Below are 20,969 nucleotides of genomic sequence, written 5' to 3'. Positions count from 1 at the left end.
CCGCCCAGCTAGCCGCAGGGCGGCATCCCTGTCAAATGCCCAGCACTGTCGTCCGCGTCCTACTTTGGTCGGGCCGAGAGGGTCACGAGGAGGGGCCGTGCAGGGCGAACATCAGCAGGTAGGTGCGCTGGAGCGCGCTGAAATTGTTGTCGGAGATCAGATAGACCAGCGTTTCCCCCGCCGGCCCCGGCCGGGTGGCGATGCCTTCGAAATTGTCGTTCACCAGCGGCGCCTCCAGACGCCCGAGTTCCTCGCCGTCCACCACCGCACCGGCGGCCAACTGGCGCGCCGCCACCCGCACCAGCCGCGACGACCAGCCGCCCAGCAGCGACACCCTGCGTTCCAGCACCAGCACGCCGCCGTCCGGCAGCGGGGCGACGGAGGTCGGGCGGTAGCGCGGGGCCGTCCGGTAGGTGAAGGGCTGCCAGTCGTCGGCACTCGGCGGCACGCCGTCTCCGGACGATCCCATGCGGGTTATCCAGGCGCGGCGGTCCTGATGGCCGTCGTCCTTGCCCTCCTCGATGGTCAGCAGCCGGCCGTCGGGGAGTAGGGTCAGCGACTCCAGCCCGCCATTCTCCGGCGTGCTGTCCATCCCCGGCGGCATCGGAATCGGCGTGGGCGTGCCCTCCGGTCCGCGATCACCGCCATCGCCGCCCTTGTGGCGCAGGATGCGGTGGTCGCGCTCCAGCGACACCAGCCAGCCGCCGTCGGGCAGCCGCGTCAAATCCTCGGCATCGGTGCGGCGCTTGCGATGGGAGATCCCCTCCTCGACCGGCAAGGGACGGGCATGGACCTCCGACAGGCCGGCAAGCCGGCCCTCGGCATCGGTTTGCAGCCGGCCGTCCATCACCAGCCCGGTGTCGCCGATGGCGACGAAGCGGTCGCCGGCCGGACCGACCCAAAGGCCGGACAGGCCGCCGACCTGCTCTCCTCCGGCAATATCCAGGCCGCCCAGGAAGCGCAGCGGCCCGACCGCGACCTTGTCCGGCCGCCCGCGGTCGAGCGGCACCGCGGAGGCGGTGACGGGGAGGGAGCCGGGAGTGGGATCGGAGTCGCCGCCGGCACCGACCACGGCGGCGCAACCGCCGGACAGGGCGACCAGCAACAGGCTCCAGGCCAGGCTTTTGCGTATCGTCATCGGGCCACTCTTGCCAGTGCAACCGAGGGATACAATATTTCTTTTGGCTTTCTTCTGGTCGCGGCGTCAGACATACGGCAGGATGCAGGGCGAGCGTTACGCCACCTCTCTCATAACGGCCCGGTCATATCGGCTAGGCGCGGCGGATTACTCCCTCAGAACCGGTGGGGCCTGCCGGACAAGCGCTTAGATTGACGAATGTTTTCGACGATCCTTACCCGTGACGATCGAGCCGAGTCCGTCCCCATGCCGATGCTTCCGCGGTCGCAGACCGCCTATTCTCCTCCGGACCAGACCGGCGACGGCATCGCGTCAGGCGTGTCCGGCCTGTCTCCGGCCGACCGGCTGACGGCGCGCATCCAGGAGTTGGAAGCCGAGCTGCGGGAATTGCAGCATCGCGCCAAGAACAGCCTGCAACTGGTCATCAGCCTGCTGAAGCTGCAGGCCGGACGCATCCGCGACCCCGACGCCCGCGCCGCCTACGAGCAGACCATGGTCCGCATCGAGGCGCTGGCGATCCTCTACCGCCAGCTGCACGAGAGCGGCGCCGGCACCCATGTCGATCTCGGCCGCTATGTCACGGCACTCTGCGAAGCGGTGCGGGAAGGCACGCCGGGCGCCCTGTCGCGCGTGCCGGTGACCGTCAATTCCGACCCGATCCAGATCGGCCTGTACGAGGCGATGCCGCTCGGCCTGATCATCGCGGAACTGGTGACGAGCTGCCTGCACCACGCCTTCCCCGACGACGGGTGGATCCGCATCACCGTGCGCCAGCAGGGCGACAGCGGCCGCGCCCGCCTGACGGTGGAGGACAACGGCCGCGCCCTGCCCGCCGGTTTCGACACCACCGCCGAGGACGGGCTGATGCTGGCCGAGGCGCTGGCCGGCCAGCTCGGCGACACGCTGTCCACCGACAGCGACGCCGCCGGCACCACCGCCAGCGTCAGCTTCCCGGTCTGATCGGGGTTCGGATCGCCGTCATTTCCGCGAAGGCGGAAATCCAGTCAATGCGCGTGCCCGTCACCGTCATGGTGCTCATGGGGATGCGCCGGTTCCGCCGCCGGTTCCAGCGTGCCGGCGAACCAGCCGTGGATCGCCCGCAGCGGGTCGGTCTCCGTCGTCGTGACCGGCTCGATGCCGCGGCGCTTCATGTGGGCGACGAAGCCGGCGCCCGACGATCCGGTGATGACCACCCGCACCGCATCGATCGGATGGGGCCGGCCGTCGCCGCAGAGATGCAGCACCTCCTCCTCCCCCAGCTCGATCCGCCCGGTCTCCACCGGGGCGGTGCCGGCGTCGGCCTCATAGACCAGAAAGCGGCGGGTGCGGCCGCCATGGGTGGCGATGGTGGCGAAATCCTTGGTGCCGATGGCGATCTTCATGCTCTGCGGTCCCCTCGAAGGCGGTGCCCGACGACGGCGCAGTCCTGCCACGCCCGGCACCCGCCCGCACTGAGCGAGGTCAATCGGGGGGGCCGGCGCCCTTGAAAGCTCCGGCCATCGTGATTTTTTGAGCGTAGGCGTGGCCTGGATGGCTGCAATTCCCATCGGCTTTCACCAAATGGCGAAGGGTGGGGAAGGATTGGCCTTCCCACATGTTATGACCCAGGACAGCCACCCGATCGGACGCCATGTACGCCCACTCGCCCCAGCCGCTTCCGTCAGCCGGATCGACGCCCGACATCGCCGGATCGGCCGGTGTGCTGCGACCGATCCTGCAACCGGGGCAGACCTGCTGGCGGGTGGAGGACACCGCAAGGCTCGGCGTGATTGTCGATGCGGAGGATTACTTCGCGCTGGCCAAGGCCGCCATGCGGCGCGCCCGGCGCAGCATCTACATGACCGCCTGGGATTTCGACGCCCGCATCCGCCTGATGCCGCAGACCCGCCGGCCGCGCCGCCCAGACCGGCTCGGCACGCTGCTGAACTGGCTGGCGACCACCCGGCCCGACCTGCACATCCATGTGCTGAAGTGGGACTATGCCGAGCTGTTCGACCTCGCCCGCTGGTCGCACCCCTTCATGCTGCGCAACTGGCTGACCCACCGGCGCCTGCAATACCGGCTGGACGGCGACCACCCGACCGGCGCCTGCCATCACCAGAAGATGCTGGTGATCGACGACCGGGTCGCCTTCTGCGGCGGGCTCGACATCACCGCCAACCGCTGGGACACCCGCGCCCACCATGCCCATGACCCGCGGCGGCGCCAGCCCGACGGCAAGCCCTACGAGCCGTTCCACGACGTGATGATGGCGGTGGATGGCGACGCCGCCCGCGCGCTGGGCGAGATGTTCCGCGACCGCTGGGCGCGCGCCACCGGCGAGACGCTGAAGCCCCCCGCCCCGGCCCCCGGCCGGCCGGCCCGCCGCCATCCTCTGGCCGCCGACCCCTGGCCGCCGGGCTTCGAGCCGATGCTGCGCGGCGTGCGCGTCGGCATCGCCCGCACCGATCCCGCCTGCAACGGGCGCGACGAGATCCGCGAGGTCGAGGCGCTCTATCTGGCGGCCATCGCCGCGGCGCGCGACGTCATCTATCTGGAAAGCCAGTATTTCGCCTCGACCGCGGTGGCCGAGGCGCTGAAGGCCCGGCTGGCGGAGCCCGACGGCCCGGAGGTGATCGTCGTCAACCCGGTGCGCACCACCAGCTGGCTGGAGAACACCGTCATGCTCGGCGCCCGCGCCCGGCTGACCCGCGAGTTGCGCGAGGCCGACCGCCATGGCCGCTTCCGCCTGTTCGCCGCGCTGACCGACAGCGGCGCCTGCATCACCGTCCATGCCAAGGTGATGGTTGTCGACGACCGGCTGCTGCGCATCGGCTCGGCCAACCTGAACAACCGCTCCATGGGGCTCGACACCGAGTGCGACCTGGCGCTGGAGGCCGGGCCGGGGCCGGAGCATGCCGACACCCGCCGGGCCATCCTGCACACCCGCGACGACCTGATCGCCGAGCATCTGGGCTCCACCGCGGCGGAGGTGGCGGCGGCGCACCGGCGGCTGGGCTCGCTCGCCGCGGCCATCGAGTCGCTGCGCAAGCCGGTCGGCCGCACGCTGGAGCCGCTGCACGACCCCGAACCGGACGGGCTGGCCGCCGCGGTGGCCGATGCCCGTGTCTTCGATCCCGAACATCCGGTCGGCGCGGTGGAGATCGTCCGCCGCGTGCTGCCGTCGCGAATCCCGCGCACCCGCCACTGGCTGACGCTGGCCGGAATCCTGGCTCTGCTGGGGCTGTGGGGCATGTGGCGCTACACCGCGCTTAGGGAATGGGCGACGCTGGATGCCGTGCTGTCGGCCTTCCACGGCCTGGGCGACAGCCCGCTGGCGCCGCTGTGGCTGATGCTGGCCTATGTCGCCGGCGGCTACGTCATGTTCCCGCTGACCGTGATGATCGCCGCCACCGCCATCGTCATGGGACCGTGGTGGGGCTTCCCCACCGCGATGGCCGGGGCGGTCGCCTCGGCGGCGGCGATGTTCTGGACCGGGCGGATCGCCGGACGCGACCTGCTGGACCGCCATGGCGGGCCGCTGATCGCCCGCATCAACGGAAAACTGGCCGACAGCGGCATCGCGGCCGTGGCCGGCGTGCGCGCCGTGCCGATAGCGCCCTACACCGTGGTCAATCTCGCCGCCGGCGCCTCGAAGCTGAGCTTCGGCGATTTCGTGATCGGCACCATGGTCGGTCTTGCACCCGGCATCCTTGCCTTCAATCTGCTCGGGCACCAGCTTGAGCGCACCATGACGAATCCCGGCGCCGCCGACTTCGCCCTGCTGGCGGGAATGGCGGCGGTGGCCATCGGGCTCGGCTGGCTGACCAGCCGGCTTCTCGGACGCTCCGGCCGGGATCGGGCTGGCGACACGCCGGGCCGGCAGGACGACAGGGCTGACGCAAGGCCAAAGGAAAGGAATTTGGAACCGTGATCCGTTTCAGCCGCGACCGTGTCCAGCGCATCGCCGCCGCGTTGCGCGCAGCCCGCTCCCGCCGCCCCCGCCGTGCCGACCGCCGCAGTCTCCCCGTTCCCGACGGCATGGCCGCACTCAGCGTCGCCACCTGGAACATCCACAGCTGCGTCGGCCTGGATGCCCGCTTCGCCCCCGACCGCATCGCCCAGGTGATCCGCGACCTCGACGTCGACCTGATCGGGCTGCAGGAGGTCGGCTGGCACCACCGTGGCGAATCGGGGATGGACCAGTTCGCCTTCCTGGAACGCAACACCGGGCTGAAAGCCTATGCCGGCCCGACCAAGCACAGCGAGCGCGCCCATTACGGCAACTGCCTGCTGACCCGCCTGCCGGTGCGGTCGATGGAGACGATGGACCTGTCGGTCGGCAAGCGCGAGCCGCGCGGCGGCATCGACGCGGTGGTGGAGGTGCAGGGCCGCCCCGTGCGGGTAATCGTCGCCCATCTCGGCCTCGATCCCTGGGAGCGGGCCAAGCAGGTCGGCGACATAGTGTCGCGGGTGGAGAGCCAGCCGGAGCTGCCGACCCTGTTCATGGGCGACCTCAACGAATGGACGCCCAGCTCCCCCCGGCTGCGCCAGTTGGCGTCCTCCTTCGCCGACGTCGCCAATCCGCGCAGCTTCCACGCCCGCATGCCGACCCTGCGGCTCGACCGCATCTATGTGACGGGAGGCTTGCAAATCCCCGCTTTCGAGGTGATCCGCACCATCCTCACCCGTCGGGCATCGGACCATCTGCCGGTCCGCGCCGTGCTGGCCGTTCCCTGATCGTCGATTGCGCATCAAAACGTCAGTATGACCAACGGAATCCTGCGCGGAGGTCATAGGGGAATTGTTGCGGTTGATAATTTTTTGTGCACTGCAATGTTCTTTTAACAACAGAGCTTTGCAAACGCGAAAAGGCTCTTGACCTATACGCGATCCCCGACGAAGGATATGGTTGGTAATACGATCAATATATGGTCGAAGGAATGACCGACCCTGGCCGCCCGGGGGTAGCCGTGACGTGAGGATCTGATTTGCTGTATCACCTGTACGACATGCAACACGCTGCCATGCGGCCGATGCGTTTCTGGGCCGAAGCCGCCCAGCAGACCTTCCAGAACCCGCTGATGCCCCTGTCCTACACCAAGCTGGGCCGGGCGGTCGCCGCCGGGGCCGAGCTGGTGGAGCGGACGACCCGCCGCTTCGGCAAGCCCGCCTTCGGGCTGCCGGAGACGGTGATAGACGGGCAGACCGTTCCGGTCACCGAGCGGTTCGTCTGGCAGTCGCCCTTCTGCCAGCTGCTGAACTTCGCCAAGCCGGAAGGCACGCCGCGCCAGCCGAAGGTTCTGCTGGTCGCCCCGATGTCGGGCCATCACGCCACGCTGCTGCGCGGCACGGTGGAAGCGCTGATGCGCGACCATGACGTCTACATCACCGACTGGATCGACGCGCGGCTGGTGCCGATGTCGGCCGGGCGCTTCGATCTGGACGACTACATCGACACGGTGGCGGAGCTGATCCGCTTCCTGGGCCCCAACACCCACGTCATCGCGGTGTGCCAGCCGGCGGTTCCGGTGATGGCGGCGGTGTCGCTGATGGCGGCGGCGGACGAGCCGGTGCAGGCGCGCAGCATGACCCTGATGGGCGGCCCCATCGACCCGATGGCCAACCCGACGGTGCCGGTCAAGCTGGCGATGGAACGCCCGCTGAAGTGGTTCGAACGCAGCGTGATCACCACGGTCCCGGTCTATTATCCGGGTGCCTTCCGCCGCGTCTATCCGGGCTTCATCCAGCTGTCGGGCTTCATGTCGATGAACCTCGACCGCCACATCAACGAGCATGTCGGGCTGTTCCGCCACCTCGTCCGCGGCGACGGCGATTCGGCCGAGCAGCATCGCCGCTTCTACGACGAATATCTGTCGGTGATGGACCTGTCGGCAGACTTCTACCTGCAGACCATCGAGACGGTGTTCCAGAAGCACGCCCTGCCCGAAGGCACCATGGTGTCGCGCGGCCGCAAGGTGGAGCCGTCGGCGATCGCCAAGACCGCGGTGATGACGGTGGAAGGCGAGCTGGACGACATCTCCGCCCCCGGCCAGACCATCGCGGCGCAGCGCCTGTGCTCGTCGCTGCCGGACGACATGCGCAAGACGCATTTCCAGAAGGGCGTCGGCCATTACGGCATCTTCAACGGCCGCCGCTGGCGCGAAGCCATCCTGCCGGAAATCCGCAGCTTCATCCAAAGCCACGACGGCGAGTGAAGGCGGGCGATGAACAGAAAAGGGGCGCCGAACACCGGCGCCCCTTTTCTGACGTCAACCAGTTGAAATTTCTCAGTCCACCGCCTCAATCCACCATGGTCCGCGCCTCGGTGAACGCATCCATGTGCGTCAGCCCTTCGGCCCCGCCGGCCTTCACCCGCATGCCGGCGGTGGCGAGGTGGAACAGGTACCCGAGAGCGAACAGAGCGACGAACAGCCCGAAGACCAGGGTGTTGTAGTAGACCATCGTCACCAAGGCCAGCACCGCCAGCACCAGCGAGATCGCCGGGAACACCGGATAGAAGGGTGCGCGGAACGGACGCTCCAGCGCCGGTTCGGTGGCGCGCAGTCGGAACAGCGCGGCCATGCTCATGATGTACATGACGATGGCGCCGAAGACCGACATGGTGACGATGTTGGCGGTCAGCGGCTGCCCGCCGATCTGGATCAGCTCGTCGGAATAGATGGCGGCGATGCCGATCACGCCGCCGGCCAGGATCGCCCAGTGCGGGGTCTTGCGCGTCGGGTGCAGGCGGGCCAGCACCGGCGGCAGGAAGCCGGCGCGGGACAGCGCGAAGATCTGGCGCGAATAGCCCATGATGATGCCGTGGAAGGAGGCGATCAGGCCGAACAGGCCGATCCACACCAGCATGTGCAGCCAGCCGCTCGACTCACCGACCACCGCCTTCATCGCCTGCGGCAGCGGGTCGTTGATGTTGGACAGCGCGTTCCAGTCGCCGACGCCGCCGGCGAAGATCATCGTGCCGAAGGCCAGCACCACCAGCGTCAGGATGCCGCCGATATAGGCGCGCGGCACCGTGCGCTTGGGATCCTTGGTCTCCTCGGCGGCCATCGCCGCCCCCTCGATGGCCAGGAAGAACCAGATGGCGAAGGGGATCGCGGCGAAGATGCCGCCCAGCGCGTCCTTGCTGAAGCTCGGCGACCCCGCCCAGCCGTTGGCGGTGAAGTTGGCCCAGGAGAAGCCGGGATAGACGACGCCCATGAACACCACCAGCTCGATGATCGCCAGGATGGTGACTAACAGCTCGAAGGTGGCTGCGATGGACACGCCGGCGATGTTCAGCCCCATGAACAGGATGTAGGCGCCGACCGCCGCGGTCTTGGGGTCGAGCCCGGGAAACTGCACGTTCAGATAGGCGCCGATGGCCAGCGCGATGGCCGGCGGGGCGAAGACGAACTCGATCAGCGTGGCGAAGCCGGCGACGAAGCCGCCCTTGGGCCCGAAGGCGCGGTAGCTGTAGGCGAAGGGACCGCCGGCATGGGGGATGGCGGTGGTCAGCTCGGTGAAGCTGAAGATGAAGGTGGTGTACATCGCCGCGATCAGGATCGTGGTGACGAGGAAGCCCAGCGTCCCCGCCGCCGCCCAGCCGTAGCTCCAGCCGAAATACTCGCCGGAGATCACCAGCCCGACGGCGATGCCCCACAGATGGAGCCCGCTCAGGCTTTTGCTCAATTCAGGTTTCGTGTTCCCAGACATGTTGCCTCCTGCCCCTGTTCAAGGCTTTGAAAGTCACGGCATTGGTGCCGATGGCGGCGCTCTCTCACGACCGGTCGGTCAGTTGGTTTTTCTCGTTGTCCGGACCGGCGAGCGACGGGGTGTCCTCCTTCAAGGCGACACCCGTCAGTTTCAGCCGCGCCGCCTCGGTGGCGAGCCAGCACAGCTTGTCGGCGGCCGTCTGGATCGACAGGCCGCCGGAATGGATGTTGGAAATGCAGTTCCGTTCGGAATCGGCGCGGCCGGGCTTCGGATCCCAGGTCAGATAGACCCCCAGCGATTCCGCGGCCGACAGGCCCGGCCGCTCGCCCACCAGCAGCGCCACCAGCCGGGCGCCCATGGCAGACGCCACCTCGTCGCCGAGAGCGACCCGCGCCTGCTCCGCCAGCACCACCGGCCCGATGCGCAGATGCTCCAGCCGCGCCGTACAGGCCCGGACCAGCGGAGCGGCGTTGACCTGCACCGCGGCGGCCGACAGCCCGTCGGCGATCACGAACAGCAGGTCCCACTCCCCCGCCGGCAGTCCGGCGGCGCTGGCGGGATCGAGCCGGCGGCCGAGGTCCGGACGGCGCAGATAGGTCGGGCGGTCGGGGGCGGCACTGTGGACGCGGACCGTCTCCAGCGGCGACAGGTCGGCGGCCAGCCGGTCGAAATCGACCGCGCTGTGCACCGCGTCGCGGGCGCGGGCATGGGCCAGCTGGAACTCCAGCAGCGCCTTGGTCGGCAGGGCGTCGCCGCTGCGGCCGAGCGCGATGCGGGCGCGGGTGGCGCTGCGGAAGCGTGCCCACGGATCCTTTTGATTATCTTTCGGAGTCTCGCTCATCAGGCCGCACTCCCCAGCAGGGCGGAGACGACGAGGCTCTGGTCGGGCCAGGGCGGCAGGCGGCGCTGCTCGTCGAGCCAGCCGGCCTTCTCCAGCCATGCCTCGAACTCCGGCGCCGGCGGGCGTTTCAGCAGGTGCCGCAGGCCGAGCACATCGTGGTAGGACAGGCTCTGGTAGTTCAGCATGACGTCGTCGGCGCCGGGCACCGCGATCAGGAAATTGACCCCTGCGGTCGCCAGCATCGTCATCAGGACGTCCATGTCGTCCTGGTCGGCCTCGGCATGGTTGGTGTAGCAGACGTCGCAGCCCATCGGCACGCCCAGCAGCTTGGCGCAGAAATGGTCTTCCAGCCCGGCGCGGGTGATCTGCTTGGCGTCGTACAGATATTCGGGGCCGATGAAGCCGACCACCGTGTTGACCAGCAGCGGGTCGAAGGCGCGGGCGACGGCATAGGCGCGGGTTTCCACCGTCTGCTGGTCGACGCCGAAATGGGCGTCCGCCGACAGGGCCGACCCCTGCCCCGTTTCGAAATACATGACGTTGTCGCCGATGGTGCCGCGCTTCAGCGATTTCGCCGCCTCCTGCGCCTCGGCCAGCAGCGACAGGGTGACGCCGAAGCCGCGGTTGGCCTTCTCGGTGCCGGCGATGGACTGGAACACCAGATCGACCGGCGCCCCGCGCTCCATCGCCTGCATCGTCGTGGTGACGTGGGCCAGCACGCAGGACTGCACCGGGATGTCGAAACGGGTGCGCACGGCGTCCAGCATCTCCAGGAGCGCGATGCAGGCCGGCACATTGTCGGTCGCCGGGTTGATGCCGATCACCGCGTCGCCGATGCCATAGAGCAGTCCGTCGAGCGTGGAGGCGGCGATACCGGTCGGATCGTCGGTCGGATGGTTGGGCTGCAAGCGGCTCGACAGCCGCCCCGGCAGCCCGACCGTGGTGCGGAAGCGGGTGACGACCGAGCATTTGGCGGCGACGCAGACCAGATCGTGGTTGCGCATCAGCTTCGACACCGCCGCCACCATCTCCGGCGTCAGGCCGGGGGCGAGTGCGGCCAGCGCCGCGCCGTCGGCCTGATAGGACAGCAGCCAGTCGCGGAACTGCCCGACCGTCATGTGCGCCACCGGTCGGAAGGCGTCCGCGTCGTGGCGGTCGATGATCAGGCGCGTCACCTCGTCGGTCTCGTAAGCGACCAGCACCTCGTTCAGGAAGATCTTCAGCGGCAGGTCGGCCAGCACCATGCGCGCCGCCACCCGCCGTTCGTCGCTGTCGGCGGCGATGCCCGCCAGTTCGTCCCCCGACCGCCGCGGCGAGGCGCAGGCCATCACCGCCTTCAGATCGTCGAACCGGTGGCGCTGCCGCCCCAGGTCGCACTGGTAACCAGCCATGCCGGCCTCCCGCCTGTCTCGTCACGGACAGAAGAGTGGCACGGGTGCGGCGGCGGGCAGTTGACCGTAGAACACAAAATGCCGGCCGGAGAGAGGAAGGCGCGATCAGGGGGAGTAGCTTGAACGGCGGCGTTCCGGCCCAGGCGTGGCCGTCGACGGAGAAATCGGCTAGGCCGGCGAACCCGAAGCCCGGCCATGGCGTTCCTTCCGCACTGCAGCGCGCCGCCCGTCACCGGACGCCGCGCGCCATACGTGAAGGAGACTCCGATGCTGACGCTGTTGCGCGCCGCCGCCCTGGTCCTGCCGCTGGTCGCCGTGGCCGCCTGCCACCAGGAAGGCCCGGCCGAGCGGGCCGGCAAATCCCTCGACAATGCCGGCCAGAGCGTCAAGGACGCCATCGACCCGCCGGGTCCGGCGGAAAAGGCCGGTCGTGCCATCGACCGGACGGTCAACTGACGACCAGGCGCTCAACTGACGGCCGGGCGGTGAACCGAATCACCGCCCGTTCAGCGGGCGGCGAAGTCCTTTCCCCGCCCGGTCGGCGGCACGCCCGACACCTCCAGCAGCAGTTTGTTGAGGATGGCGTCGGCGAAGGCGTCGAAATCGCGGGCGGGCACCAGGAAGGCGCCGGGACCGCCGATGACATGCTCGCGGTAATAGGCTTCCAGATCGTTCGGCGCCGCCCCGCCCCAGGGGTTGGGACGGTCGTTGAGGATCGGCAGCCCGTTGATGGTGATGCCGCGGGCGACCGCGGCGTCGCGCGCCTCCTCCACCGGACGGCCGCGGTTGTTCTCGCCGTCGCCCGAAATGTCGATGACCCGCCGCGTCCCCTCGAACCCATTGTTGCCGAACAGCGGGATGGCGTAGTCGATGACCGCGCTGATCGAGGTCCACTGCTCCGTCATCATCGGCGCCTCCGCCACGTTGGCGGCGAAGCGTTCGATGCTGGCCGGATCGCTCAGTTCGGTCCAGCCGACGACGGTGTGCTGGTGGCTTTCCCCCGCCCATTCCACATAGGTGGCGCTGATCCGGCCGAAGGGTCCGCCACGGATCGCCGCCTGCACCTTCGGGTTCAGCAGGGCCTGGACATAGCCGTTGCGCTGAAGCTTCGCCTCGTCCGGATCGACGCTGCCGGACACGTCGACCGCAAAGACCAGTTCCACGTCCACCGGCGTCTGTGCCACGGCCGGACCCACGAATGCGGACAGGCATAAAAAAGCGAGGATCGGAAGAGGGGCGACCGCAGGCGCGAAGGCGCGGGCCAAGGAGTGGGCCAAGAGACGGTATGCACGCATACGCACCCTCCATCCAGCCACCGGTCCGGCCAAGGCGCCGGACGAAGGATTGAGGATTGGTACGCGAACGGTCCCTGTCCATGCTTCACTGGGCTATTCCGTTCCCGCCCGACGGCCAGTGCGGGGTACTCCACCGCCGAAGCGGCAAGAATATGCAGGCGAAGTGCGGGTAACGGGTGACAAATCCGATATTGCCTGCATACGCTAGTCCTAACGGGGTAAGCCGTCAGGCCGGCGCTATCCTGTTCCGCCGCCCGCCCCGTTCAATCTCCGAAGCAGCCATCGACGTGCTCCCTGGTCGTTCGCTCCCCGCTCCCGCTGCGGCTTCCCCGTCGCGATGGACCAGCCGGCTGCTGCTGTCCGTCTGCACCGTCCTCGCAACCGGATTTCCGGCTTTGGGCATAGCACAGCCGGTGACGGAGTTGCCGCCCAAGCCCATCCATGCGGCGGAACTGATGGCGCCCGAGCGGCCCAAACCGCAGGGCCGGACCCAGCCCGTCGCCACCAAGCCGCCCGCCACGCCTTCCAATGCGTTGAACGCCGATCCGCAGACCGCAGAGGCGAGGGCCGCCGCGAAAGCGGCGAGAGCCGCCAGGGCGGCCGAAGCCAGGGCCGCCGACGAGCGGATCATGAGCAGCCGGGCCTCCGACAGCCGGCCGGCGGACGGGCAGACCGCCTGCGCCGACCATGAGCCGGCGAGCCAGCAGGTGCTCGACGCCCTGTTCGGCGGGGATGCGGCCTTCGCAGACCTGGCCCGCCGGTCGCCGGCCGAGGCGTTCCGCTGCTCCAGCCTGTTCCCCGGCGACGCGGCGCTGGCCGCCCTGCGCGACGCCGTTCCGCAGGCGCCCTTCGATGCGGTCGGAGCCGCCGACCAGCTGGGCACCCGGCCCGGCGGCGAGGAGATCATCGCCCGTGCGCTCGACCTCGGGTTGCTGACCCGCTCGCTGGAGGGGGGCATGCCCTTCTACGAGACGCGGCACGAGCTGCGCAAACGCCTGCCGAAGACGGATCTCCGGGCCCTGGAAATCCATGCGGCCAAGGCATTGGCGGCCTCGCTGGCGCGCGATCCGGCGGGGATGGCGCCGAAGATCGGCGCGCTGCTCGACGACATGGTCGACGATCCGCCGGCCGACCGCTTCCGCATCACGATGGCGATGTCGTCGGAGGATCTGCTCGGGCTGATCGCGCGGATCGGGCCGCAGCTCTACACCTCCTCGCTCGACGGGCTGGTCAACATCCTGCGGATCCAGGTGAAGCTGGAGAAGCGCAGTTTCCTCGACCTCGCGCGCGAGGAGCGGACGCGGCCATTGTGGGCGGAGTTCTTCGTCGCGACGGTCGGCGGCGGACGGGCGGCGAGCCTGTTCGGCACCAACCCGGCCATCGCGCGGGACCTGATGCGCGAGAGCCTGCGGGCTCTGCTGCCGGTCGACGGAAAGCCGCCGGCGATCGACACCGCGGTCGTGATCGGCGCCCTGGCCGACGCCATGGATCTCGACAGCCCTCCCATCCGCGCCGCGCTCGAGGACGAGCTGGCCGCCCGCTACCGCGCCGCTGGCGACACGCCGGCAAAGACCGGCCTTCAGGAAGTTTCCGTACGGAACGGGACCGGCGACACGCCGGCCCGGAGCATGATCGGGTTGGCGGGCAGCCTGCACGCGGCACGGCTGTCCGGCCGGGTGGCCACCCCCGCCTTCGAGGCGGAACGCTTCCCCCAGCACCATCCGCTGGCCGCCCTGCCGGTCCTGAGCGGAGAGCGCCTGTTCCGCAACGGCATCAATGTGCAGCGGATGACCTTCTACGACGATCCCGACGGCCGGGCGTCCTTCCGCGGCTTCCTGCGCCAGCACCGCGCGCAGGGCTGGGCGCTGCACGCCCAGTCCGGCTTCGCCGTCGCCATCAGCCCGGAACGCCACGGACGCCGGATCATCATCGTCGCCGACATCCCCGGTGCCGGCGATGCCGGCCGCGCCGCCGCCTGGGACTGGATGGCGCGCGAGGGGCTGGCCCCGTCCATCGTCATCCATCGCGGCCACAGCTATCACGAGGACGCCACGATGACGGAGATCGCGCCGGGCACGGCGCTGGTCTTCTGGGGCTCCTGCGGCGGACACACGCGCCTGCGCTCGACCTTGGAACGTGCCCCCGACGCGCTGGTTCTGGCGACCCAGAACATCGGCGTGTCGACGGTCAACGAGGCTCTGCTCGGCATCATGGAGGAGCGGCTGCTGGCCGACGGCGCCATCGACTGGAACGCCGTGTGGAAGGAGGCGCGCGGCCGCATCCGCGACCGCCGCTTCGCCTCCTACAAGCGGCCCGACCAGGATTCGGCGAACCTCGCCTTCCGTGCCTGGCAGGTCCAGACGGCGTCGCACTGAGCCGTATCGGAAAGCCGGCATCGTAAATGCCGGTTGCGGAAAGCCGGTTCCGCAAGCATGGCTGTGTTTCGCCGCCGCCGCTTGCGGCGGAACCGGGCGCATGTTGCTGTGATGTGGCCGATTGTCGCTCCCTCCCCGGCATACCCCCTGGTATCGAGGTTTCCAGCCATGACGTGGCAGACGCTCGCCTTCTTCTTCGCCACCGCCTTCGTGATCTCGATGACGCCGGGCCCGAACATGCTGCTGGCGATGAGCCTCGGCCTGCGGTTCGGCGCACGCCGCGCCGCCTGGGGCGGGGCCGGCATGTGCGCGGCGCTGGCGGTGATGGCGGCGCTGTCGGCCTTCGGGCTGGGCGCCCTGCTCTCCACCTCCGTCCTCGCCTTCGAGATCGTGCGCTGGGCCGGTGTCGCCTATCTGACCTGGCTCGGGATCGCCGCATGGCGCGCGCCGGTCGAACAGCCGGGCGAGCGCGATGCCGCCGCCGCCGCTTCGGGGGAGGGCACCCCTGTCCGCCTGTTCCTGCGCGGCGCGCTGGTCGCCTTCAGCAACCCGAAGGCGCTGGTCTTCATGGGCGCGCTGTTCCCGCAATTCATCGACGCCGCCGCCCCGCTGGCGCCGCAGCTGGTGGCGCTGGTCGCCACCATGGTGGTGATCGAGTTCGGCTGGATCATGGCCTATGCCACCGGTGGCGACCGTCTGGCGGCGAAGCTGACCACTGTGTCGGCGGCCAAGTCGCTGAACCGCCTGACCGGCGGGCTGATGATCGGCGCCGGTGGCCTGCTGGCGCTCGCCCGCCGGGTCTGACCCGCCCGGCTTTCCCGGAAAAGACCCCGAAAAAGAAAAAGGGCCGCGCAATCGCGCGGCCCTATAGTTTAGGGAGGAAACGCCCCGAGAATGGGCAAGGGCAGAATATGCTGCGGCGCACACGAACTGGTATTACCAATGCTGAATGGTAGCCATGCGCCACGGGAATAGCCCTATGCAGCAATATGCATTGTCAGCAATAGAGCACAGCCCCGGTTACAAAAATTTCACAGATCCGCCGCGTCCCGGTCATCGCCCGTACCACTAATGCTGCGGTTCGCCGTCCCTGCCGAAAGGCTTAACCCCAGGCAGGGGCGGCGATGCGAAACACCCGGCCTTAGGAACGGTGCGATGGCGATCCCAGTCCTGCGCAGCCTGACGCTGAAGCAGGCGATTCACGCGGTCCTCGCCGCCTTCGTCATCGGCCTGACCATCACCGCGGCCGAATTCGCCTGGACCGCCACGCGCGAGCGGGCGGCGGCGCTGGCGCAGGTCAAGGATGTGGTCGCGCTGGTCGAGGGGCCGGCCGCCAGCGCCGCCTGGCTGATCGACGCGGAGCTGGCCGGACAGGTGTTGCAGGGCATGGTCCGCGCCAACGCCGCCTGGGCGGAAATCCGTCTCAGCGACGGCACCCTGCTGGCGCGCCGCGAACGCCCGCCCAAGCCGGCCAGCCTGCTGGAGCGCGGGGCGACCGCCCTGCTGTTCGTCGACCGGCCGGTGGTGACGCACGAGCTGATGACCCCGCCGAACGGATTGGCGAGCGGGCCGCGGGCCGCCGACGGCTCGCGGATCGGACAGCTGATCGTCGGCATCGACACCGGACGGGCCGCCTCCGGCTTCCTCACCTATGTTTCCGCGGCGCTGGTGGCGGGGACCCTGCGCAACCTGCTGATCGGGCTGGCGATGGCGGCGGTGTTCCATCGGCTGCTGACCCGCCCGCTGTTGCAGATCGGCCGCGCGGTGGCGCGGATCGACCCGGAAAAGCCCTATGGCCAGCCGCTGGCCGTGCCGCGCGGCCATGCCGACGACGAGCTCGGCTTCGTCATCGCCCGCTTCAACCAGACCCTCACCCTGCTGGAGCACGAACATGACGAGCTGCGGCGGCTGGCGACGCGCTGCCCGCTGACCGGGCTGGCGAACCGGGCTCTGCTGCTCGACCGGCTGGACCACGCCATCGAACTCGCGAACCGCGCGCGCGAACCGGATGCCGGCCGGTTGGCGGTGCTCTATGTCGACCTCGACCGTTTCAAGCGGGTGAACGACAGCCTGGGCCACGGCATCGGCGACCTGCTGCTCTGCCGGGTGGCGGAGCGGCTGGGCGCCAGCGTGCGCCGCTGCGACACCGTCGGCCGGCTGGGCGGCGACGAGTTCCTGGTGGTGCTGGAGCGTGTCGCCGACCGGGACGAGGCGGCGATGGTCGCGCAACGGCTGCTCGACGGCCTGTCCTCGCTGCGCGAGGTGGGGGAGCACCGCGTCCATCTCACCGCCAGCATCGGCATCGCCGTCCATCCGGAAGCGGTGAATGGAGAAGCGCCGGACGCCACCGGCCTGATGCGGATGGCCGATTCGGCGATGCAGGCGGCGAAGGCGGCGGGCGGCGACCGCTTCGTCTTCTACACCCGCGAGATGACCGACCGGGCGGAGACCCGCCTGCGGCTGGAGTCCGGCCTGCGCGAGGCGGTGGCGACGCGCGCCTTCGAGCTGGTCTATCAGCCGAAGATCGAGGCGGCGGGCGGCCGGCTGACCGGCTTCGAGGCGCTGATCCGTTGGCGGCACGAGGGGGCGGCGGTCTCTCCCGCCGATTTCATCCCGGTCGCCGAGGATACCGGCCTGATCATCGAGATCGGCCGCTGGGTGCTGGAGGAGGCCTGCCGCACCGCGACCCGCTGGGCGCTCGACCACGGCCCGGTGCCGGTGGCGGTCAACGTCTCCGCCCGCCAGCTCGCCGATCCCGGCTTCGCCCGGCTGGTCGAACAAGTGTTGCAGCGCCACGGCACGCCGCCCAACCTGCTGGAGCTGGAGATCACCGAGACCGTCATCATGAAGGACGTGCGCCACCATCTGCCGACGCTGAACCGGCTGCGGGCGTTGGGGGTGCGCATCGCCATCGACGATTTCGGCACCGGCTATTCCTCTCTGGCCTATCTGCGCCAGTTGCCGGTCGATGTGCTGAAGATCGACCGCAGCTTCGTCAACGACCTGCCGCATGCCCCCGACATCGCCTCCACCGTCATCGCCCTTGCCCAGCGGCTTCTGCTGTCCACCGTGGCGGAGGGGGTGGAGACCGCAGAGCAGCGCCATTGGCTGGCGGAGGCCGGCTGCGACTGCCTGCAAGGCTATCTGATCTCGCGCCCGCTGGCGGCCGAGGCGGCCGAAGCGATGGTGATGACCACCTTCGCCCGGACCGAGCCGCTGCCGATGACGGCGTGAGGCCGGAGTTTCGGTCAATGCGCGGCGGAGGTCCGGTCAAGACAGCCCTCAGCATGCCGGCTATGGTCGCCTCCCCGGGGCCAACCGACCGACAGGCATCATGACCGCCTCCTCCACCACCGCCACCCTGCCCGACCGCCGCTCATCCAACCGCGCCACGCTGGTCGGCTTCATCGCCATCCTGCTGTGGGCAACGCTGGCCCCGCTGGCGACGCTGGCCGCCATGGTGCCGCCGTTCCAGCTGGTGGCGACCTCCTTCCTGCTGGCCTTCCTGGTCGGCAGCGGCTGGACCGCGTCCCGCGGCGACAACCCCCTGCGCTATTTCCGCCAGCCTGTCGCGGCCTGGGCACTGGGCGTCGGCGGACTGTTCGGCTTCCACTTCCTCTATTTCATGGCCTTGCAGGCCGCCCCGCCGGTGGAGGCCAACCTGATCAACTATCTGTGGCCGCTGCTGATCGTGCTGTTCTCCGCCCTGCTGCCGGGCGAGCGGCTGCAGGCATGGCATCTCGGCGGCGCCGTCGCCGGGCTGGCGGGCACCGCCCTGCTGATCGCGCGCGGCGGCACGGGTGGATTTTCCATCGACCCGGCGCATCTGCCGGGCTATGCCGCGGCACTCGGCAGCGCCGTCACCTGGGCTGGCTATTCGGTGCTGCGCCGCCGGCTGGGCCAGATCGGCGAGGCGCCGACCGACGCGGTCAGCGCCTTCTGCCTCGTCACCGCGCTGCTGTCGCTGCTCTGCCATCTGGCGCTGGAGCGCACGGTGTGGCCGGACAGCGCCGCCGGCTGGGGAGCGATGCTTCTGCTCGGGCTGGGACCGGTGGGCGCGGCCTTCTTCGTCTGGGATTACGGCGTGCGCCACGGCGACATCCGGGCGCTGGGGGCGCTGTCCTATCTGGCGCCCCTGCTGTCCACCCTGCTGCTGGTCCTGTTCGGCCTCGCCCCCAACTCGGGCATCATCTGGGTGTCCTGCGCCCTGATCGCCGGCGGGTCGCTGCTCGCCAGCAAGGATCTGCTGCGGCGGAAGGCCTAAGCCTCCGCCCCCTGCGCTGCGGCCGCGACGTCGTGGCGGGCGCGGTCGGCGCTCTCCAACCCGTTGAAGTACCAGTTCAGCGCCACCGCGGTCAGGGTGCCGAGCAGGATGCCGCTGTGCAGAAGCGGCGACAGGAAGGCCGGCATCTGCGAGAAGAACTTGTCCGACACCAGCGGGATCAGCCCGACGCCGATGCTGACCGCCACGACGATCAGGTTCTCGCGCCGGCCGGCGAAATCGACCTGCGCCAGGATCTTCACGCCGGTCGCCGCCACCATGCCGAACATCACCAGCCCCGCCCCGCCCAGCACGAAGGCCGGCACCGACGCCACCACATGGGCCAGCTTCGGCAGCAGCCCGAGCAGCAGCAGGATCAGCCCGCCCGCAGCGCAGACCCAGCGGCTGCGCACGCCCGTCACCCCGACCAGCCCGACATTCTGCGAAAAGGAGGTGTAGGGGAAGGTGTTGAAGACGCCACCGATCAGCGTGCCCAGCCCGTCGGTGCGCAGGCCGCGGACCAGATCCTCCCGGCTCACCGGGCGGCCGACCATGTCGCCGACGGCCAGGAACATGCCGGTCGACTCGATCATCACCACGATCATCACCAGCGACATGGTCAGGATGGCGACCGGATCGAACACCGGCATGCCGAACTGGAAGGGCTGGACCAGCGCGACCCAAGGCGCCTCCCCCAGCCCTTTGAAATCGACCATGCCCAGAACCATCGCCAGCACCATGCCGGCCACCAGCCCCAGCAGCACCGCGACGTTGCGGACGAAGCCGCGGCCATGCTTCATCAGCGCCAGGATCGTCAGCAGCACGAAGGCGGCCACGCCCAGGAAGGCCGGATCGCCGAATCGCGGGTTGCCGACACCGCCGCCGGCCCAGCCCACACCCACCCGCATCAGCGAGACGCCGATGATGGCGATCACGCTGCCGGTCACCACCGGCGGGAACAGCGGCAGCAGCCGGCCGACCAGCGGGGCGGCCAGGATGGCGAAGATGCCCGACCCGATCACCGCGCCGTAAATCCCCAGCAGCCCCAGCGACGGGTTGGTCGCCATCGCCACCATCGGGCCGACGGCGGCGAAGGTGACGCCCATCATCACCGGCAGCCGGATGCCGAATCGCCAGACCCCCACCGCCTGGATCAGCGTGACCACGCCGCAGGCGAACAGGTCGGCGTTGATCAGCATGGCGATCTGGTCCTTCGGCAGCTTCAAGGCGCCGCCGACGATCAGCGGCACCGCGATGGCCCCGGCATACATCACCAGCACATGCTGCAACCCCAGCGCCAGCAGCCGCCAGGGCGCCAGAACCTCGTCGACGGGATGGACATCGGGGGTGGCGGCGCTTTTCATGGCGGAAGCCTCGCTCTGCAATCGGTCGGCTTCGTTCTGCATGGGGCGTGCCGCACCGGCGGATGGCGGCTTCCGGCCGCTTCCCCGCCCGCCGATGCACAGTGCTTGGGCAGATCCACGACACCGCTGCCCGTACAGGTGGCAAAAGCCGCGCGGTTTATTGCCGCGCCCGGCTGGAGACCCCGACGGGGGCTGCGTTATTCTTTAACGATCCGTGCGTACAGTCGCTGCCGCATACCCCTTTCGCGCAACCGAAGCCGAGCGTCGCGATGAGCAAGTCGATCGAGGGTGTATCCAATTGGATGCACATGTTCCGTTGGATCGTGAAGCTGATCCGCGACGAGTATGGGGTCGACGAGGCTCTGCTGACCCGCAATGCGACGCTGGAAACCGACATCCAGCTGTCCATCGACCAGGTCGAGCAGGTGCTGGAATATATCGCTGAGAGCTTCGCCATCCGCTTTCCTGACGGGACGCTGGACGAGCTGGTGAAGCTGGAGGAACTCTGCCTGCTGGCGAGCTGGATCAAGGGCTACTACAAGCGCCCCGAATTCATCTCCGACGCCTTCGAGGCCCGCTGCCGCAGCATCAACCAGATCGCAGCCTGAC

General features: G+C 69.2%; 17 protein-coding genes. 10 read left to right on the top strand and 7 right to left on the bottom strand.

Annotated elements, in window-relative coordinates; genetic code table 11:
• Positions 1–82 precede the first annotated feature (82 nt).
• Positions 83–1,138, bottom strand: coding sequence for an esterase-like activity of phytase family protein (locus tag ABNQ40_RS07285; RefSeq protein ID WP_199235234.1), 1,056 nt, complete (start codon positions 1,136–1,138; stop codon positions 83–85).
• A 246-nt stretch (positions 1,139–1,384) separates the two neighbouring features.
• Between ABNQ40_RS07285 and ABNQ40_RS07280 the strand changes: the two genes are divergently transcribed.
• Positions 1,385–2,098, top strand: a complete 714-nt coding sequence (locus ABNQ40_RS07280) for a sensor histidine kinase (protein ID WP_098736200.1) — start codon at positions 1,385–1,387, stop codon at positions 2,096–2,098.
• Between the two features lie 44 nt (positions 2,099–2,142).
• Here the strand turns inward: ABNQ40_RS07280 and ABNQ40_RS07275 are convergent, their stop codons facing one another.
• Positions 2,143–2,520: a NifB/NifX family molybdenum-iron cluster-binding protein gene (locus ABNQ40_RS07275; protein WP_109047901.1), complete on the bottom strand. Its 378-nt coding sequence runs from the start codon at positions 2,518–2,520 to the stop codon at positions 2,143–2,145.
• A 248-nt stretch (positions 2,521–2,768) separates the two neighbouring features.
• Between ABNQ40_RS07275 and ABNQ40_RS07270 the strand changes: the two genes are divergently transcribed.
• From ABNQ40_RS07270 to ABNQ40_RS07260, 3 genes are all read left to right on the top strand, one after another.
• Complete coding sequence (locus tag ABNQ40_RS07270; protein WP_109047900.1) at positions 2,769–5,051, top strand: VTT domain-containing protein; 2,283 nt, start codon at positions 2,769–2,771, stop codon at positions 5,049–5,051.
• Positions 5,048–5,857 (top strand): endonuclease/exonuclease/phosphatase family protein, encoded by an 810-nt coding sequence (locus ABNQ40_RS07265; RefSeq protein ID WP_109047899.1) that lies wholly within the window; start codon positions 5,048–5,050, stop codon positions 5,855–5,857. The genes ABNQ40_RS07270 and ABNQ40_RS07265 overlap by 4 nt, the downstream gene beginning before the upstream one ends.
• A gap of 251 nt (positions 5,858–6,108) precedes the next feature.
• Positions 6,109–7,335, top strand: a complete 1,227-nt coding sequence (locus tag ABNQ40_RS07260; protein ID WP_109047898.1) for a polyhydroxyalkanoate depolymerase — start codon at positions 6,109–6,111, stop codon at positions 7,333–7,335.
• Positions 7,336–7,420: 85 nt separating this feature from the next.
• Here ABNQ40_RS07260 and eat read toward each other — a convergent pair whose 3' ends face one another.
• From eat to ABNQ40_RS07245, 3 genes are all read right to left on the bottom strand, one after another.
• Positions 7,421–8,833, bottom strand: coding sequence for an ethanolamine permease (gene eat / locus ABNQ40_RS07255; protein ID WP_109047897.1), 1,413 nt, complete (start codon positions 8,831–8,833; stop codon positions 7,421–7,423).
• Positions 8,834–8,897: 64 nt separating this feature from the next.
• Positions 8,898–9,674 carry an ethanolamine ammonia-lyase subunit EutC gene (gene eutC / locus ABNQ40_RS07250; protein WP_109047896.1) on the bottom strand — a complete coding sequence of 259 codons (777 nt, stop codon included), beginning with the start codon at positions 9,672–9,674 and terminating at the stop codon, positions 8,898–8,900.
• Positions 9,674–11,065: an ethanolamine ammonia-lyase subunit EutB gene (locus tag ABNQ40_RS07245; RefSeq protein ID WP_109047895.1), complete on the bottom strand. Its 1,392-nt coding sequence runs from the start codon at positions 11,063–11,065 to the stop codon at positions 9,674–9,676. Before ABNQ40_RS07245 ends, eutC begins: the two co-directional genes overlap by 1 nt.
• A 267-nt stretch (positions 11,066–11,332) precedes the next feature.
• Between ABNQ40_RS07245 and ABNQ40_RS07240 the strand changes: the two genes are divergently transcribed.
• Positions 11,333–11,521: a hypothetical protein gene (locus ABNQ40_RS07240; RefSeq protein ID WP_247879558.1), complete on the top strand. Its 189-nt coding sequence runs from the start codon at positions 11,333–11,335 to the stop codon at positions 11,519–11,521.
• Positions 11,522–11,571: 50 nt separating this feature from the next.
• On the opposite strand, the gene ABNQ40_RS07235 is transcribed toward ABNQ40_RS07240, so the two are convergent.
• Positions 11,572–12,249, bottom strand: coding sequence for a DUF1194 domain-containing protein (locus ABNQ40_RS07235; RefSeq protein WP_247879557.1), 678 nt, complete (start codon positions 12,247–12,249; stop codon positions 11,572–11,574).
• Between the two features lie 506 nt (positions 12,250–12,755).
• Between ABNQ40_RS07235 and ABNQ40_RS07230 the strand changes: the two genes are divergently transcribed.
• The 4 genes from ABNQ40_RS07230 to ABNQ40_RS07215 all read left to right on the top strand — a co-directional run bounded on the left by ABNQ40_RS07230 (position 12,756) and on the right by ABNQ40_RS07215 (position 18,999).
• Complete coding sequence (locus tag ABNQ40_RS07230) at positions 12,756–14,735, top strand: hypothetical protein (protein ID WP_247879556.1); 1,980 nt, start codon at positions 12,756–12,758, stop codon at positions 14,733–14,735.
• A gap of 168 nt (positions 14,736–14,903) precedes the next feature.
• Positions 14,904–15,539 (top strand): LysE family translocator, encoded by a 636-nt coding sequence (locus ABNQ40_RS07225; protein WP_098736211.1) that lies wholly within the window; start codon positions 14,904–14,906, stop codon positions 15,537–15,539.
• A 351-nt stretch (positions 15,540–15,890) separates the two neighbouring features.
• Positions 15,891–17,969, top strand: coding sequence for a bifunctional diguanylate cyclase/phosphodiesterase (locus ABNQ40_RS07220; protein ID WP_109047891.1), 2,079 nt, complete (start codon positions 15,891–15,893; stop codon positions 17,967–17,969).
• 100 nt (positions 17,970–18,069) lie between these two features.
• The gene (locus ABNQ40_RS07215; protein WP_109047890.1) at positions 18,070–18,999 is read left to right on the top strand and encodes a DMT family transporter; all 930 of its coding nucleotides are present in this window, start codon (positions 18,070–18,072) and stop codon (positions 18,997–18,999) included.
• On the opposite strand, the gene ABNQ40_RS07210 is transcribed toward ABNQ40_RS07215, so the two are convergent.
• On the bottom strand, positions 18,996–20,360 hold the full coding sequence (locus ABNQ40_RS07210) for a nucleobase:cation symporter-2 family protein (RefSeq protein WP_391346079.1): 1,365 nt from the start codon (positions 20,358–20,360) through the stop codon (positions 18,996–18,998). The two genes, ABNQ40_RS07215 and ABNQ40_RS07210, sit on opposite strands and share 4 nt — an antisense overlap.
• 269 nt (positions 20,361–20,629) lie before the next feature.
• On the opposite strand from ABNQ40_RS07210, the gene ABNQ40_RS07205 reads away from it, so the two are divergent.
• Positions 20,630–20,968 carry an acyl carrier protein gene (locus tag ABNQ40_RS07205; RefSeq protein WP_098736002.1) on the top strand — a complete coding sequence of 113 codons (339 nt, stop codon included), beginning with the start codon at positions 20,630–20,632 and terminating at the stop codon, positions 20,966–20,968.
• Position 20,969: the final 1 nt, after the last annotated feature.

The sequence above is a fragment of the Azospirillum sp. A23 genome (assembly GCF_042938965.1).
GTDB lineage: Bacteria > Pseudomonadota > Alphaproteobacteria > Azospirillales > Azospirillaceae > Azospirillum > Azospirillum melinis.
Note: the sequence above shows the minus strand (reverse complement) of the source record. Positions and strands in the feature narration are given on the sequence as shown.

Coding starts and splice junctions, on each gene's coding strand:
- ABNQ40_RS07285 (WP_199235234.1), bottom strand. CDS start 1,138: ATGACGATACGCAAAAGCCTGGCCTGGAGCCTGTTGCTGGTCGCCCTG.
- ABNQ40_RS07280 (WP_098736200.1), top strand. CDS start 1,385: ATGCCGATGCTTCCGCGGTCGCAGACCGCCTATTCTCCTCCGGACCAG.
- ABNQ40_RS07275 (WP_109047901.1), bottom strand. CDS start 2,520: ATGAAGATCGCCATCGGCACCAAGGATTTCGCCACCATCGCCACCCAT.
- ABNQ40_RS07270 (WP_109047900.1), top strand. CDS start 2,769: ATGTACGCCCACTCGCCCCAGCCGCTTCCGTCAGCCGGATCGACGCCC.
- eat (WP_109047897.1), bottom strand. CDS start 8,833: ATGTCTGGGAACACGAAACCTGAATTGAGCAAAAGCCTGAGCGGGCTC.
- eutC (WP_109047896.1), bottom strand. CDS start 9,674: ATGAGCGAGACTCCGAAAGATAATCAAAAGGATCCGTGGGCACGCTTC.
- ABNQ40_RS07245 (WP_109047895.1), bottom strand. CDS start 11,065: ATGGCTGGTTACCAGTGCGACCTGGGGCGGCAGCGCCACCGGTTCGAC.
- ABNQ40_RS07240 (WP_247879558.1), top strand. CDS start 11,333: ATGCTGACGCTGTTGCGCGCCGCCGCCCTGGTCCTGCCGCTGGTCGCC.
- ABNQ40_RS07225 (WP_098736211.1), top strand. CDS start 14,904: ATGACGTGGCAGACGCTCGCCTTCTTCTTCGCCACCGCCTTCGTGATC.
- ABNQ40_RS07220 (WP_109047891.1), top strand. CDS start 15,891: ATGGCGATCCCAGTCCTGCGCAGCCTGACGCTGAAGCAGGCGATTCAC.
- ABNQ40_RS07215 (WP_109047890.1), top strand. CDS start 18,070: ATGACCGCCTCCTCCACCACCGCCACCCTGCCCGACCGCCGCTCATCC.
- ABNQ40_RS07210 (WP_391346079.1), bottom strand. CDS start 20,360: ATGAAAAGCGCCGCCACCCCCGATGTCCATCCCGTCGACGAGGTTCTG.
- ABNQ40_RS07205 (WP_098736002.1), top strand. CDS start 20,630: ATGAGCAAGTCGATCGAGGGTGTATCCAATTGGATGCACATGTTCCGT.